The organism is Mesoterricola sediminis (genome assembly GCF_030295425.1).
GTDB classification, from domain to species: Bacteria; Acidobacteriota; Holophagae; order Holophagales; family Holophagaceae; genus Mesoterricola; species Mesoterricola sediminis.
Genome location: NZ_AP027081.1, coordinates 965327 through 979534 on the forward strand (window position 1 = coordinate 965327; position 14208 = coordinate 979534).

The 14208-nt window shown below is 67.9% G+C and carries 10 protein-coding genes; all 10 read right to left on the reverse strand.

Translation table 11 applies throughout. The features are described from left to right. Positions 1-11: 11 nt before the first annotated feature. Positions 12-2252, reverse strand: a complete 2241-nt coding sequence (locus R2J75_RS04135; RefSeq protein WP_316411134.1) for an alpha-amylase family glycosyl hydrolase — start codon at positions 2250-2252, stop codon at positions 12-14. 18 nt (positions 2253-2270) lie between these two features. Next, positions 2271-3911, reverse strand: a complete 1641-nt coding sequence (gene glgP / locus R2J75_RS04140) for an alpha-glucan family phosphorylase (protein WP_316411135.1) — start codon at positions 3909-3911, stop codon at positions 2271-2273. 14 nt (positions 3912-3925) lie between these two features. Continuing rightward, positions 3926-5578: an alpha-amylase family glycosyl hydrolase gene (locus R2J75_RS04145; RefSeq protein WP_243329304.1), complete on the reverse strand. Its 1653-nt coding sequence runs from the start codon at positions 5576-5578 to the stop codon at positions 3926-3928. A gap of 69 nt (positions 5579-5647) precedes the next feature. Beyond that, positions 5648-6097 carry a pullulanase-associated domain-containing protein gene (locus R2J75_RS04150; protein WP_243329305.1) on the reverse strand — a complete coding sequence of 150 codons (450 nt, stop codon included), beginning with the start codon at positions 6095-6097 and terminating at the stop codon, positions 5648-5650. A 55-nt stretch (positions 6098-6152) separates the two neighbouring features. Then, positions 6153-7043 (reverse strand): maltose ABC transporter permease MalG, encoded by an 891-nt coding sequence (malG, locus tag R2J75_RS04155; RefSeq protein WP_243329306.1) that lies wholly within the window; start codon positions 7041-7043, stop codon positions 6153-6155. Positions 7044-7052: 9 nt separating this feature from the next. Beyond that, positions 7053-8588 carry a maltose ABC transporter permease MalF gene (gene malF, locus R2J75_RS04160; protein WP_243329307.1) on the reverse strand — a complete coding sequence of 512 codons (1536 nt, stop codon included), beginning with the start codon at positions 8586-8588 and terminating at the stop codon, positions 7053-7055. Positions 8589-8648: 60 nt separating this feature from the next. Next, positions 8649-9854 (reverse strand): maltose/maltodextrin ABC transporter substrate-binding protein MalE, encoded by a 1206-nt coding sequence (gene malE, locus R2J75_RS04165; RefSeq protein ID WP_243329309.1) that lies wholly within the window; start codon positions 9852-9854, stop codon positions 8649-8651. A 69-nt stretch (positions 9855-9923) separates the two neighbouring features. Then, positions 9924-11018: an ABC transporter ATP-binding protein gene (locus R2J75_RS04170; RefSeq protein WP_243329311.1), complete on the reverse strand. Its 1095-nt coding sequence runs from the start codon at positions 11016-11018 to the stop codon at positions 9924-9926. A gap of 60 nt (positions 11019-11078) precedes the next feature. After that, positions 11079-12836, reverse strand: coding sequence for an alpha-amylase family glycosyl hydrolase (locus R2J75_RS04175; protein WP_243329314.1), 1758 nt, complete (start codon positions 12834-12836; stop codon positions 11079-11081). A gap of 14 nt (positions 12837-12850) precedes the next feature. Next, the gene (locus R2J75_RS04180; protein WP_243329315.1) at positions 12851-14203 is read right to left on the reverse strand and encodes a maltoporin; all 1353 of its coding nucleotides are present in this window, start codon (positions 14201-14203) and stop codon (positions 12851-12853) included. Positions 14204-14208: the final 5 nt, after the last annotated feature.

The following is a 14208-nucleotide window of genomic DNA, read 5'->3' on the forward strand; positions in this document are numbered from 1 at the left end:
CCCTCAGGCGGTCATTTCCGGTAGATGGCGGAACTCAGGGGCTGGACGGTGACGGTGAGGCCGTCGTCGCTGAGCTCGGCCGTCGTCGAGCCGGTGATGGGCAGGGTGCCCGCGGAGGCCCCGTCGGCGAGGAGGACGGCGCCGGAGATGGCGGCGGGGAGGGTGAAGGTCCTGGCGGCCGCGTCCGCGTTGTGGAAGACGTAGTAGGTGCCCGTGCCGTCCGTGGAGACCGCCTTGTAGCCGAAGGCCAGGATGTTCGCGCCCGCGCCGGAGGGCTGGAGGAGCGTGAGGTTCGTGGCGAGGCTGGCGTCGGGGAGGCGGAAGGCGTTGGTGGTCTTCCGGAGGGCGATCAGGCCCTGGACGTAGGCGTAGAGCTTGTAGCCGTTGCTGGTCGTGGCGTAGTTGGCGAAGGCGCCGGAGATGGGGTCCGCCGAGTAGACGTTGGACCACTTGACCAGGTTGATGGCGTCGGAGGCGTTGTAGGAGTTGTGGACGAAGATCCGGCCGCCGGTGGTGGAGACGGTGGTGGTCCCCGCCGCGGTGGCCTCCTTGGTCCGGAACATCTCGTCCCCGGCGTGGATGAAGGCGGCGCCCTGGGAGGTGAGGAGGGCGGCGTAGCCGATGCGGGCCCGGGCGAGGATCTGGGCGTCGGCGGTGGCCGTCTTCGGGGCGTTGAGGGCGTAGGCGAGGGCGTCGTAGAGGCAGAGGTTGTCGTGGCAGGTCAGGTAGTTCACCACGTTCGAGGTGGAGGGGGCGGTGAAGTTGGTGGGCCTGCCCGAGATGTTGGCGAAGAGGCCCGCCGGGCTCTGGGCGGCGTCCGCGAGGAAGGCGGCGCCTTCGGCGAGTCCGCCCTTCTTGAAGATGTCCCGGTAGCTGTCGGAGAACATGGCGACGTTCAGGCCGGCGAAGGCCGAGACGTGGTTCTGGTCGGCCCCCGCGACGGGGTCGCCGTTGTAGTCGGTGGCATCCCCGGTGTAGAAGCCGTTCCAGCCCTCGCCCAGGAAGAGGGTCCGGGGATTGAGGGCCGCCGCGGCGAGGTACGCGTCCTTGACCGTCACGGTGTCCAGCACCCCCATGAGGTCGAAGCGGAAACCGTCGACCTTGTACTCCTTCGTCCAGAAACCGACCGAGTCCACGATGAGCTTGCGGACCATCTTGTGCTCGCTCATGACGTCGCGGCTGCCCGCGCCGTTCTTGCTGCTGGCGCGGTACCAGTAGTTGGGCAGGGCGCCGTCCCCCAGGACCGCGTCGTTGGCGGTGTGGTTGTACACCACGTCGAGGATCACGCCCATCCCGGCCTTGTGGATCTCGTTGACGAGGGTCTTCAGCTCATTGACGCGGGCCGCCGGGTCGTTCGGGTTGGCGGAGTACATGCCCGTGGGGGTGAAGTAGGCCTGGGGGTCGTAGCCCCAGTTGTAGTTGGCGCCGGTGACCTGGGCCGTGTTCAGCTCGCGGGTGCCGACCTTCGTCTGGTCGTACGTGTAGTTCTCCAGGGGGCACAGGAGCTGGATGTGGGTGACGCCCAGCTTCTGGATGTGCGGGAGCATGTCCACGAGGCCCTTGTAGGTGCCCCAGGGGTGCTGGGCCTGGAAGCCCGTGAGGGCGGGGTCCACGGTGAGGTCGCGGATCCCGGCCTCGTAGATGATGGCGTCCCGGTTGCCGGCGTAGGCGTAGGGGGCCAGGCTGCCCGCGGCGTCCCGCATCCGCGAGCCGTCGAAGTAGGAGGTGGCCGCCCATCCCCCGTCGGGGCCGGTGAGGGCAGGATCGAGGATCGCGCCCTTGCCGACCGCGTCGCCGGAGATGGAGCTGGACGCGGTGTGGGACCACTGGGCCATGGACCTGGCGTAGGGATCCAGGACCATCGTCCCGCCCACGTTGAAGGTGTAGTAGCCCTGCGCGGGCAGGACGACCGGAGCGCTGGTCCAGAGGCCGGAGGCCCCCTTGGTGAGGGGGATGGTGGCCGCGACCTTGGCCAGGGAATCGTCCCAGGCGCTGTAGAGATTGGCGGTCACGCTGGAGGCGTTGGGGTTCCAGTAGGTGAAGGTGACGGTGTTGCCGGAGATGACGGGGCCCAGGACGGTGCTGGGGATCTTGTAGTACCCGGCGTCCGCGGCCGGTGACTTGGAGGCGTCGGCGTCGATGCTGAGGCCGCCGCCGCCGGAGGCCGAGCCGCCTCCGGGGCCGCCGCCTCCGCAGCCGATGAGGGCCAGCACCGCGCCGGCCGCGACCAGAAGGTGGAGGATCCTGGACATCGGGGGCCCCTTTCCGGATCAGGCGCGCTTGTACATGCGCTGGTAGTATTCGTCGAGCATCCGCTTGACGCCGAAGGCCTCGCGGGTGTCCTGGATGGAGGCGGTCATCATGTCCGTCCAGCGGGCCCGGTCGCCATAGTAGACCGGAAGGACCTCCTCGGACAGGACCTTCTTGAAGGCCTTGAAGTCGTGGCGGTCCAGGACGGCCTCGTCGGCGCTCTCGAAGCCGTCGCCGAACTTCCAGCCGTTGATGCCGTGGCGGCAGGCTTCCGGCCACCAGCCGTCGAGGATGGACAGGTTGAGCACGCCGTTCATGGCGGCCTTCATGCCCGAGGTGCCGGAGGCCTCCTTGGGGCGGCGGGGGTTGTTCAGCCAGATGTCCGCCCCGCGGGTCAGCATGGCCCCGATCTCCATGTCGTAGTTCTCGAGGAAGACCACGCGGCCCGGGTACCGGCGGGTCATGTCGAGGATGTCCTCCACGATGGCCTTGCCGTTGTCGTCCAGGGGGTGGGCCTTGCCGGAGAAGACGATCTGGAGCCGGCCCTCCTTGAGGAGGGGCTCGATGAACTTCCGCTCCGTGAAGATGAAGTTGGAGCGCTTGTAGGGCGCCGCGCGCCGGGAGAAGCCGATGGTGAGCACCTCGGGATCGAGCTTCACCCCGTTCCGCTCCTCGACGAAGGCCACCAGCCGGCGCTTGTTCTCCATGTGGCGGTCCCAGAGGGCCTGCTTCCGCTTCGGGGTCGTGGCGGCCGCCGCCAGGTCGAGCATCTTCCGGTCGACCCAGGTGGGCAGGTGGATGGCGTTGGTGATCCCGATGATGGGGCAGCGGCCCTTGACGCCCTTCCACATGGCGTTGGCGGTGACGCGGTGGAGGTCGGCCACGGCGTTGGCGATGCGGGACAGCCGCAGGGCGCCGACGGTCATGTTGAAGGGGGAGCCCCCGAGGCGCTCGAGCTGGGCCCGGGTCAGGCCCAGGTTGGCGCCCATGTACATGAACCGCTCGATGGGATGGGACTCGTTGCCCTGGACGATGGGCGTGTGGGTGGTGAAGACCACCTCCTGGCGGGTCTTCGCCAGGGCGTCCTGGAAGGCGGCGCCCCGCGCCATGCGGCGGCGCATCAGTTCGAAGCCGGCGAAGAGGGCGTGGCCCTCGTTGAAGTGGTAGACGTCCGGCTTGAGCTTCAGGGCCTGGAGGGCCCGGACGCCGCCGATGCCCAGGACCATCTCCTGGGCCACGCGCTCCTCGCCGAACCAGCCGTAGAGCTGGCCGGTGATCCACCGGGCCTCGCCGTCGTTCTCCTCCAGGTCCGTGTCCAGGAGGTAGAGGGTGTCGGTGCCGTGGCTCTTCACGCGCCAGACCTTGATGGCCACGTCCCGGCCCTTGATCTCCACCTTGACGGTCACGCCGGTGTCCTCGAGGAAGGGGTGTTCGGCGTTCTTGTAGGCGTCGTAGACGCGGCCGGTGGCCTTGTCGATGACCTGCTCGCCGTAGCCCTGCTTCCAGCGGATGCCGATGCCCACCATGGGGAATCCGTAGTCCTTGACCCCCTTGAAGTAGTCGCCGGCGAGGATGCCCAGGCCGCCGGCATAGATCTTGAACGAGCTCTCGAGGGCGTATTCCATGCAGAAATAGGCGACCTTCGGAAGTTTGGCTGCCATGTGGCTCTCCTTGCTTATCGAATCAGTTCGAGGAGGACGCAGGCCTCGGCCTGGACCTTCACGGCGCCGCCGGCGACCGTGTATTCGCGGCCGGTGTAGGCGTCCTGGACCTTGTCGCCGTCGGCGAACGCCCCGGCCACGGGCACGCTGGTCTCGCCCTTGGCGCCCAGGGCGACCACGACGCGGTCGGCGCCCTCGACGCGGCTGAAGACGTAGGGGGAGGCGGAGAGCTCCTTGTGGGCCCCGCGGGCCACGGCGACGTGGCGCGCGCGGAAGGTGCCGAGCTTGCGCCAGTGCGCGAGGACCTTCGTGTCGACGCTGTCCCAGTTCATGTCGGACCGGGTGGCCTGCTGGGTGTCCCCCCGCGGCATGAAGCCCTCGGGGCGGGCCGTCTCGTCGCCGTAGAAGATCTGGACGGCGCCGGGGCACAGGAGGAGGGCGGTGCCGCCCTCGATGAGCCGGTCGCGGTCGAAGAGCTTCGTGTCGTGGCTGGAGATGTAGTTGAGCCAGGTGGGGGCGTGGCCGGACTCCAGCTTCGCGTAGTCGGCGAAGAGCTTGCGGGGCTTGGCGAAGCCGCCCTCCTCGGACTGGAACTCGAAGTTGATCATGGCGTCGAAGCCGTGCTCGAGCATCTTGTGGGCCCGGCCGCTGGGGCCCCAGTACTCGCCCACCATCCAGAAGGGGGCGTCGTCGATGCGCTCCTTGGGATGCTCGGCCTTCCAGGCGGCGAGGGCCTGGGTGGCGGCGGCCTTCAGGGCTTCCCAGCTCTCGGGTTCCACGTGCTTGACCGTGTCGCAGCGGAAGCCGTCCACGCCGAACCGGCGGACCCAGTCGGAAAGCCAAGCAACCAAATAGCCGCGCACGGTGGTGCCGGGCAGGTCCACGGCGCGGGTTCCGGGCTTCTCCTTGAGGAACTTGGGCAGCTTCACGGGATCCGGGCTCTCGGTCCGGAAATCGGGGAGGAAGGCGATCTGGGCGGTGAGGTCGTCCCGGCCGCCGTCGATGTAGCCGGGCAGGCCCGCCCGCACCCAGGCGCGGCCCCACCAGTCGGCGAACTTGAACGAGTTGTAGTCGATGTAGTTGTGGTACGAGCGGAGGGTGGTCTTCTCCCAGCCGTCGTAGACCACGTCGACCTTGAGCTCCTTGGCGGTCTGGAGGTCGAGGTAGCCGGGGTGGTTCATGACGATGTCGAAGATCACCCGGATGCCCTGGGCGTGGGCGGTGTCGATCATCTCCTTGAGATCGGCCTCGGTGCCCATGTTGGCGTCCAGGACGGTGTAGTCCAGGGCGTAGTAGCCGTGGTAGGCGTAGTGCTTGAAGCTGGCGTTGGCCCCCTGGACCCAGCCGTGGATCTGCTCGTAGGGGGCGGTGATCCAGATGGCGTTGACGCCCAGGTCCCTGAACCAGCCCTCCTTCAGCTTGCGTGTGACGCCCTTGAGGTCGCCGCCGTGGAAGGTGGCGACGTCGTCCTTGGGCGTGGCCTCCCGCTTCCGGCCGTAGCTGTTGTCGTTGGACGGATCCCCGTTGACGAAGCGGTCCGTCATGAGGAAGTAGACGATGGGGTTGTCCTTGAAGGCGCCGGGGGCGGCCTGGGGGGTCCCGGCGGCGAGGGTGGCGCCGACGAGGGCCAAGGTCTTCAGGAGGGGGGAGGCGGAGGGGAGGCGCATGGTTCGCTCGCGGCAGTGGAGGACGGGCCGGCGATGGGGAGCACCGCCGGCCCGGCATTCCAATCAGGACTACTTCATTTCGGGGTGGGCCTTCTTGACGTCTTCGAGGCTGAAGTAGATGGCCATGTCGCCCTCGTAGATCCAGGCGTCCTGGTGTTCGAGGCCGTTGAAGGCCATGTCCTTGGCGCCCTGCTCCTTGATGTCGCCCTTGTGGATGATGTAGTTGACCTGGCACTTGGTGCGGGTCTTGAACTCGGAGATGTCCCGGACCCAGAACACGCCGAACTCGTCCTTGCCGGTGGGCATCATGGGGGTGGGCCACTCGACGTTCTCGAGGGGCATGTTGGGGGACTTCCAGAGGTGGATGCCCCACTTCTCGTAGTTGCCGTCCTGGCGGTGGTAGTGGATGGTGACCTTGTCCTTGGCCGGGGCGGGGGCCTGGGCCTGGGAGGGGACGCCGACGGCGAAGGCCAGGGCCACGGCGGCCAAGACCTTGAGGAAGGTTCTGCGGAGGCTCATGTGCTTCTCCTTGGGGTGATGGGGAGGGCCGTGGCCCTCACGGGGTTGGCGGGGGTCAGCCCTTGGTGCCGCCGGAGGTGAGGCCGGCGATCAGGCCCTTCTGGGCGAGCATGAAGACGAGGGTGATGGGGAGGCCGGAGAGGATGGCGGCCGCCGCGAAGTCGCCCCACATGTACTTCTGGGGGTAGAGGAAGCTGTTGGCGCCGACGGCCAGGGTCAGGTTCTTCTGGGAATGCAGGAGGATGGAGGCGACGGGGTACTCGATGATGGCCCCGATGAAGGCCAGGAGGAACACCACCATCAGGATGGGGAGGGCCATGGGCAGCAGGACGCGCCAGAAGGCCTGCCAGGGCGTCGCGCCGTCCACGGTGGCGGCCTCCTCGATCTCGGCCGGGATCGTCTCGTAGAAGCCCTTGATCGTCCAGATGTGGAGGGCGATGCCGCCCGAGTACGCCAGGACCAGGGACCAGAGGCTGTCCATGCCGAAGACGGGGAAGGCGTTCCCGATGCGGGTGAAGATGGAGTGGATGGCCACCAGGGTCAGGATGGTGGGGAACATCTGCATGAGCATCAGGCCCATGAGGGCGGCCTTCTTGCCGGCGAACTTCAGGCGCGCGAAGGCGTAGGCGGCGGTGGTGGACAGGAAGAGGCCGACGCAGGCCGAGACCAGGGCCACCTTGATGGAGTTCCAGAGCCACTGGAGGACGGGCAGGTCGGGCTTGACGGGGACGCCGTCGGGGCCCGGGACGGGGAGCCCCAGGGCGAAGCGCCAGTGCTCCAGGCTGATGGTCGTGGGGATGATCCTGCCGGTGGCGTAGTTGCCGGGCCTCAGCGAGATGGAGATGACCATCAGGAAGGGGAAGATGACGGCGGCGCAGAGGCAGAGCAGGAAGAGGTGGGCCGCCCAGACCCGCCAGCGCTGTGACTTGTTGACGACGATGGCCATGGCCGCTCCCTACCGCTTCTCGTCTTCCGTGATCTTCGTGAACCGGATCTGGATCACCGTCAGCACGGCGACCAGGAGGAAGATCACCGTGGAGATGGCGGCGCCCAGGCCGAACTGCTGGCCGGAATCCTGGAAGGCCAGCCGGTAGACGTAGCTGATCAGGATGTCGGTGGTGCCGGCGGGCACGGTGATGTCCGTGAAGTCTGGCCGGCCGCCCGTCAGAAGGAAGATGAGGACGAAATTATTGAAATTGAAGGCGAAGCTGGAGATGAGCAGCGGCGTGAGGGGCCGCCGGATGAGGGGCAGGGTGATCTTGAAGAAGTTGGTGAGGGGGCCGGCCCCGGCCACCGCGGACGCCTCGTAGAGGTCCGTGGGGATGGCCTTGATGAGGCCCATGGAGACCACCATCATGTAGGGGAACCCGAGCCAGGTGTTGACGATGAGGATCATGATCTTGGCGAGGGTCGGGTCCGAGAACCAGCCCGGCTTGATGCCGAAGAGCCCGTTGAGGATCAGGTTGATCTCGCCGGTGTTCGAGTTGAACAGCCCCTTCCACACCAGGATGGAGATGAACCCGGGCACCGCGTAGGGGAGGAAGAGCAGGAGCCGGTAGACGCTGCGGAAGCGCAGGGCCTCCCAGTTGAGGAGCACGGCCAGGACCATGCCCAGGGAGCAGGTCAGGAAGACGCTGAGGCCGGCGAAGAGGACCGTCCAGACGAAGATCTTGAGGAAGGGCCCGCTGAACTTCTCGTCCGTGAAGATCCGGGCGTAGTTCTTCCAGCCGATGTGGGCCTGGAAGCCCGGCTGGACCTGGTCCCCGGCCCCGGTCTCGTAGAAGCCGGTCCGGAAGTTGGCCTTCAGGACGGTGCCGTCCTGGTTGTTCACGAGGGTCCCGTCGGGGTTCTTCCGGTAGAGCGGCTTCATGGCCGCGTACTCGGAAAGTCCCGTCATGCCCAGCCGGGTCCCGGCCGGCAGGACGAGGGTGAGCTTCTTCAGGTTGTCCTCGTGGGCGATGACGTCGGCCAGGTCGAGGGGATCGCCCGGGGTGAAGCCGGCCTCGGCCTGGGGCGCCATCCTGGCTTCGACGGGCGCCTCGCCGGGCATGTCGAAGGGGGCGGAGACGAAGGCGTCGCCCTTCTCCTGGTCCTCCAGCCGGGCCCGGTACCGCCCGCCGTCGGGGAAGACCTGGAACTGGTAGGTGGAGGCGTCCCCGGCGTAGGTCTGGTCCAGCAGGTACTGGGTGGCGCGGGGGAAGTCCAGGAGGTTGCGGCTGCCGTAGTTGGTGAACCCGATCGCCATGGTGTAGACCATCGGGAAGACCACGAAGATCAGGGCGGCGCCGATGGCCGGATAGAGGTACCGGTAGGCGTAGGTGCGCCGGGAGGTGTAGAGCCAGGCGGCGAGGGCGGCGATGACGAGGATCGTCACGGCCAGGAGGGGCTCGCCCACCGCGTGCACCACCGTGACGAGATAGAGCGCGCCGACGACGAACGCCCCCAGCAGGGCCGGGCCGAGAAAGCGCTTGAGGTCGGTCTTGGAGGTCATGGGATCGGTTCCGGAACGGGTCCGGGGGCGGAGGGCCGGGCCCTCCGCCCCGCGGGGGGTCTACTTGGCGAGGATCCGCTTGGCGGCGGCGTCCATGGCGTCCTTGGGGGACTTCCGGCCGTCGGTCATGCTGCCCAGGGCGCTGAGCATGGCGGCCCAGAAGCGGCCCATCTCGGGGTTGTTGGGCATGACGACGCCGTCACGGGCGCTGGCCATGGTGGCCTGGACGCGGGGGTCGCCCTTGATCTTGTTGAAGAACTCCTGGTTGGCGGGGGCGCCCAGGGGGACGTCCTTGTTCATCGTCTCGAGGCCCTTGGGGGTGAGCATCCAGTTCTCGATGAACTCCTTGGCCAGGGCCACGTTCTTGGAGGCCTTGGGGATCATGGCGGCGGTGACGCCCACGAAGGGCCGGGAGGGCTTGCCCTCGACGGCGGGGAGCTTGGTCACGGCATAGGGGATCTTGGCCTTGTCCAGGTTCTCCCAGGCCCAGGCTCCGCTGATCATCATCGCGATCTTGCCTTCGGCCATGGCGGCTTCCATGTCGGCGTAGCCGGCCTCGGGGGGCATGACGTCCTTCTTGATCAGCTGGTCGAGGATGGAGGCGCCCTTCACGGCGCCGGCGTTGTTGACGCCGGTGTCACGGGGATCATAGGTGCCGTCGGGACGGCGCTTGAAGGCGTAGCCGCCGTTGGCCGCCAGCATGGGGAAGGTGAAGTAGGTGTTGTTGTAGTCCCACAGGATGGCGTGCTTGCCTTCCTTGCGGAGCTTCTCGTCGAGGGTGAAGACGTCCTTCCAGTCCTTGGGGACGTCGTTGGGGTTCTTGATGATGTTCTTGTTGTAGATGAGGGCGACGGCCTCGATGGAGATGGGGTAGCCCCAGGTCTTGCCCTGGATGGTGACGGCGTCCCAGGCCATCTTGGTGACGCCTCCGCGGAACTTGGGATTGGGCTTGACCTCGTTGAGGAGGCCCGCGGCGCTCCACTCGCCGATGCGGTCGTGGGCCCAGATCCAGACGTCGGGGCCCTTGCCCTCGCTGGAGGCCTGCTGGAACTTGCCGGGGGCGTCCTCGGGGTGCTCGACGACGACCTTGACCTTGGTCTTCTTGTAGAACTCGTCGCCCACCCGCTGGAGGCCCTTGTAGGCCTTGTCGCCGTTGATCCACACGTGGAGGACCTTCTGCTGGGCCTGGAGGGGGGTGGCGAGGCCGCCGGCCACCAGCAGGGTGGCGGTGACGGCCAGCTTGGCGATCTTGGACCGGGTGCTCATGTCTGGCTCCTTGGAAGTCGGGTGCGGCCAGCGGCCGCGGAAGGGGAGGGAAGGGCTTCGGGCGCCGGCCTAGGGCCGGGGCAGGGTCCGGCCGTCCTGGCCGAACAGGTAGCCATGCTCGGCGGGGAAGGCGATGAAGGCGGAGCTGCCGGTGGCCAGGGGATTGTCCGGGTTGGCCTTGACCGTCAGGGTCTCGGGGCAGCAGGGGGCGTCCACGTAGAAGTAGGTGATGTCGCCCAGGTGCTCCGCGACCTGGATCCGGCCGGCGGCGGTCTCCGGACCGGGCTCGGTGGCCGCCACCAGGTGCTCGGGGCGGATGCCCAGGGTGAGCGGGGTCCCCTCGGCGAGGCCGCGGGCGTCGGCGGCCACGTGGAGCCGGGTCCCGTCGGAGAGGGCGACCCAGGCCGCGCCGGCCTCCGCCGACACCAGGGTGCAGGGCAGGAAATTCATCCTGGGGGAGCCGATGAACCCGGCGACGAAGAGGTTGGCGGGCTGGTGGTACAGCTCCAGGGGGGAGCCGACCTGCTCGATGACGCCCCGGTTGATCACCACGATGCGGTGGGCGAGGGTCATGGCCTCGACCTGGTCGTGGGTCACGTAGATCATGGTCGTCTTGAGCTCCTGGTGGAGCTTGCTGAGCTCGACGCGCATCTGGACCCGCAGGGCGGCGTCCAGGTTGGAGAGGGGCTCGTCGAAGAGGAACACGTCCGGCTTGCGGACGATGGCGCGCCCGATGGCGACGCGCTGGCGCTGGCCGCCGGAGAGGGCCTTGGGCTTCCGCTCCAGGAGGGGCTCGATCTGGAGGATGGCGGCGGCGCGGGCGACGGCGGCGGCGATCTCCTGCTTGGAGGCGCCGGCCAGCTTGAGGCCGAAGGCCATGTTCTCGGCCACGGTCATGTGCGGGTACAGGGCGTAGCTCTGGAACACCATGGCGATGCCCCGCTTGGAGGGGGGCACGTCGTTCATGACCTTCCCGCCGATGCGCAGCTCGCCCTCGGTGATCTCCTCCAGCCCCGCGATGCAGCGCAGGAGGGTGGATTTGCCGCAGCCGGAAGGGCCGACGAAGACGACGAACTCGCCGTCCTGGATCTCCAGGTCCAGGCCCTGGAGGACCTTCACGTCGCCGTAGGCTTTCTTCAGTGCCTTGATTTGCAGGTCGCCCATGGGGATTGGTCCGGAAAAGAGGTTGCGCGGGAAAGAGTCTAGAGCGTTTCGGCGGTGTCTCTACTTGATATCGCCGTGGATGGCGCCCTGGAAGCCCCCGCCTCCGGCGTAGATCACGCGCACGCCGTAGGCCGGGATGGCGGCGGCCGTGTAGCTGCCGCCGTTCAATGAATTGTTGTTCTTCAGGTCGCCCAGGACGGCCTGGACGGTGGTGCCCGAGGGGAGCCCGTACGCGGCCAGGCCGGACACGGTGACCGTCTGGGCCGAGCCGGTGAGATTGGCCACCACGAGGATCCGCTCGGCGCCGGCGCTGCGGAGGCAGGCCAGGGCCTTGGCGGGGCCGGCGTCCGTCGCCAGGGTGGCGTAGGCGCCGGTCCGCAGGGCGGGGTACGAGGTGCGCGCCTGGATGAGGTACTTGCACCAGCTCAGGATGGACTCGGCGTCCCCGGTCTGGGCGGCCACGGCGCTCCAGTCCATGGGCTGCCGGAGATCGGCGTCGTTGCCGGCGGCGCCCGGCATGCCGACCTCGTTGCCGTAGTAGAGGATGGGAGTGGCGGGGCCCAGGATGTTCATGGCCTCGGCCAGCACGATCTGGGGCCGGCTGCCCCGGTACTGGGTCCCGGGGCGGGAGATGACGTTGTCGTGGTTGGAATCGAAGGAGGCGGCCCTGGCGCCCGCGGGCCAGGTGTCGCGTTCGGTCTCCCACAGCCGGGTCAGGGCGGTGGCGTCGGGGCCGGAGATGGCGCTGTAGACGGCGGCCGGGGCCGCGAAGTCCAGGCACATGTGGAATTCATTGCTGCCGCTGCCGAAGTAGGCGCCGATGCGGGCCGTGTCCGTCCAGGCCTCGGCCACCATCATCTTGGCGGCGACCTTGGACGCGTCCCCGCCGGGGCGGGGGTGGGTGTTGCCGGGGGCGGCGTAGCCGTCCAGGAGGGTCCGCCAGGCCTGGAGGCGGGCATGGGTGTCAGGCTGATCGGCTGCCTGACCAGGGCCGGTCTCGCACAGGTAGCGGACGGCATCCACCCGCATGCCGTCGAAGCCCCGGTCCAGCCAGTACGTCTGCACGTCCTGGATCGCCTGGCGCAGTCCCGCGTCGTAGAAGTTGAGGTCGGCCATGCCGGCGCCGAAGGCGGTGTAGTACCAGCCCGAGCCGGACGCGGTCCAGACGCTCGCGGAGGTGCCGCCGCCCCAGGGGTAGCCCCAGCCGTCGGGCAGGGCGCTCTTCCACACGTAGTAGGCCGAACGGTTGGACCCGGTGAACCAGGGGTGGGCCGTGGACGTGTGGTTGGGCACGAAATCGAAGATGATGCGCATCCCGCGGGCGTGGACCGCGTCGATGAGGTTCTTGAGATCGGCCTTCCGGCCGAAGCGGTCATTGACCGCGTAGTAGTCCGTGGTGTCGTACCCGTGCATGTTCGAGCCCTTGTAGGCGCACTCGAAGATGGGGGACAGCCACAGGGTGTTGACGCCCAGGGACTGGAGGTAGTCCAGCTTGGCCTGGATGCCGGGGAGATCGCCGATGCCGTCGCCGTAGAGGCCGTCGTTGAAGGCCTTCACCCAGATCTGGTAGATGACGGCGTCGTCGTACCAGCGGGCGGGGCTCTCCAGCTGCTGGCCGGGGGCGATCGTCGTGGTGTCGACGGGGTAGCCCGTGGACCCGTTGGAGCCGCCGCCGGAACAACCCAGCGGGCCGACCAGGCTGAGGAGGATCGTGGCGGCGAGGTGCAGGCGCAGGGAGCCCCCCCCCGGCCCCCGCCGCGGGGATCCGCTGCGGGGGGCGCCGGAAATGGCGGTGCGGCCGGAGGGGGTGCGTTCCATGCTTCAGGCCTTCCTTACCACCAGGCTTCGATCTGGGCGCCGAAGGTCACGCCCTGGGTCTCGGCGCCGAAGTGGCCTTCCGCGATCTTGTTCCACTGGTTCGCGTTGGCGTTCCACTGGCCGCGGGTCACGAAGACGCGGATGGAGGGGCGGCTCCACCAGGAGGCCTGGGGGCTCCACTGCAGGGCCAGGGTCTGCTTCCAGAGGTGGCGGTCCTCGGTCTCGTTGTCGAACTTCAGCTTGTCGTAGCCGATCTCGGCGGCGACGCTGAAGTGCTTGGTGAAGAAGTAGACCGGGCGGATGCCGTAGGACAGCCAGCTGTTGGTGTTGTTCTTCATCGAGCCCTTGCCGTCCTGCTTGCGGTACTGGATCACGCCGCCCAGCTCGAGGTTCTTGACGGGCTTGATGTAGAAGGCGTCCATCACGTGCCACCAGGTGTTCTCGGTCTTCACCTCCGGGTTGTACCAGTTCCAGAAGGTGTTGCCGTCGCCGTAGGTGGCGTAGACGCGGTTGTCGCCGCCGAAGAAGTTCGACTGGTTCAGCATGACGTGGTACTGGTGACCCTTGTTGTTCATGCCGGCCGCGTCGGCCTTGGCGTCGCCGTGGGCGTCGTTGTACTGGTAGCCCACCGTCAGGCTGCCGCCCTGCCAGAGGGCGATGTCGGAGAGGCGGAGGTCGTGGCTGCCGATGACGAAGTGGCCCGAGCCGCCGACCCACTGGCTGTAGGGGGCCAGGTCGCCCTTGATGGCGCCGTTGTTCCAGTCGTTGGAGACGTTGCCGGAATCATGCTGGATGAAGGCGTAGTGCAGCTTGGCGAAACCGAGGTTGATGCCCTCGATGCCGACGCCGTCGCCGCTGTTGTTCCAGTACCACTGGTCGCGCATGTGGAGGTCCTGGCGCATGTAGAAGCGGCGGCCGGCCCAGATGCTGGCGTTGCGGAAGGCGGTGCTGTTGCCGAGGACGCCGGTGGCCTCGCCCCAGGCTTCGCGGATCCAGACCTGCTGGTTGGGGCTGGGGGACTTGCTGTTGTCCACGTCGCCGCCCGCGTCGGCGGAGGAATCGCGCACCTGGTAGTAGCCGCGGAAGGAGGGACGGAAGTGCAGCTTGAAGCTGGTCTCGCCCTTGTCGTAGGCGCGGACGTCGAAGGCCAGCTCGAGGTAGTTGTCGGTCTCGTTGCCGAGGCGGTAGCCGGGGCCGCCGGTGGGGGAGCCGCCGGTGTTGGCGAGGTAGAAGGTCTCCTGCTCGCCGCCGTTGGAGGAACGGCCCACGCCGGAGCGCATGTAGCCGTGGAGTTCGAAGGTGTCCTGGGCGGCCAGGGACCCGGCGGCGAGGGCCAGGGGGAGGGCCAGGAGGAGGTTGGTCTTCATGGGTG

Bases quoted from the DNA above. Each gene is read 5' to 3' on its own strand.
- R2J75_RS04135 (WP_316411134.1), bottom strand. From the start codon at position 2,252: ATGTCCAGGATCCTCCACCTTCTGGTCGCGGCCGGCGCGGTGCTGGCC.
- glgP (WP_316411135.1), bottom strand. From the start codon at position 3,911: ATGGCAGCCAAACTTCCGAAGGTCGCCTATTTCTGCATGGAATACGCC.
- R2J75_RS04145 (WP_243329304.1), bottom strand. From the start codon at position 5,578: ATGCGCCTCCCCTCCGCCTCCCCCCTCCTGAAGACCTTGGCCCTCGTC.
- R2J75_RS04150 (WP_243329305.1), bottom strand. From the start codon at position 6,097: ATGAGCCTCCGCAGAACCTTCCTCAAGGTCTTGGCCGCCGTGGCCCTG.
- malG (WP_243329306.1), bottom strand. From the start codon at position 7,043: ATGGCCATCGTCGTCAACAAGTCACAGCGCTGGCGGGTCTGGGCGGCC.
- malF (WP_243329307.1), bottom strand. From the start codon at position 8,588: ATGACCTCCAAGACCGACCTCAAGCGCTTTCTCGGCCCGGCCCTGCTG.
- malE (WP_243329309.1), bottom strand. From the start codon at position 9,854: ATGAGCACCCGGTCCAAGATCGCCAAGCTGGCCGTCACCGCCACCCTG.
- R2J75_RS04170 (WP_243329311.1), bottom strand. From the start codon at position 11,018: ATGGGCGACCTGCAAATCAAGGCACTGAAGAAAGCCTACGGCGACGTG.
- R2J75_RS04175 (WP_243329314.1), bottom strand. From the start codon at position 12,836: ATGGAACGCACCCCCTCCGGCCGCACCGCCATTTCCGGCGCCCCCCGC.
- R2J75_RS04180 (WP_243329315.1), bottom strand. From the start codon at position 14,203: ATGAAGACCAACCTCCTCCTGGCCCTCCCCCTGGCCCTCGCCGCCGGG.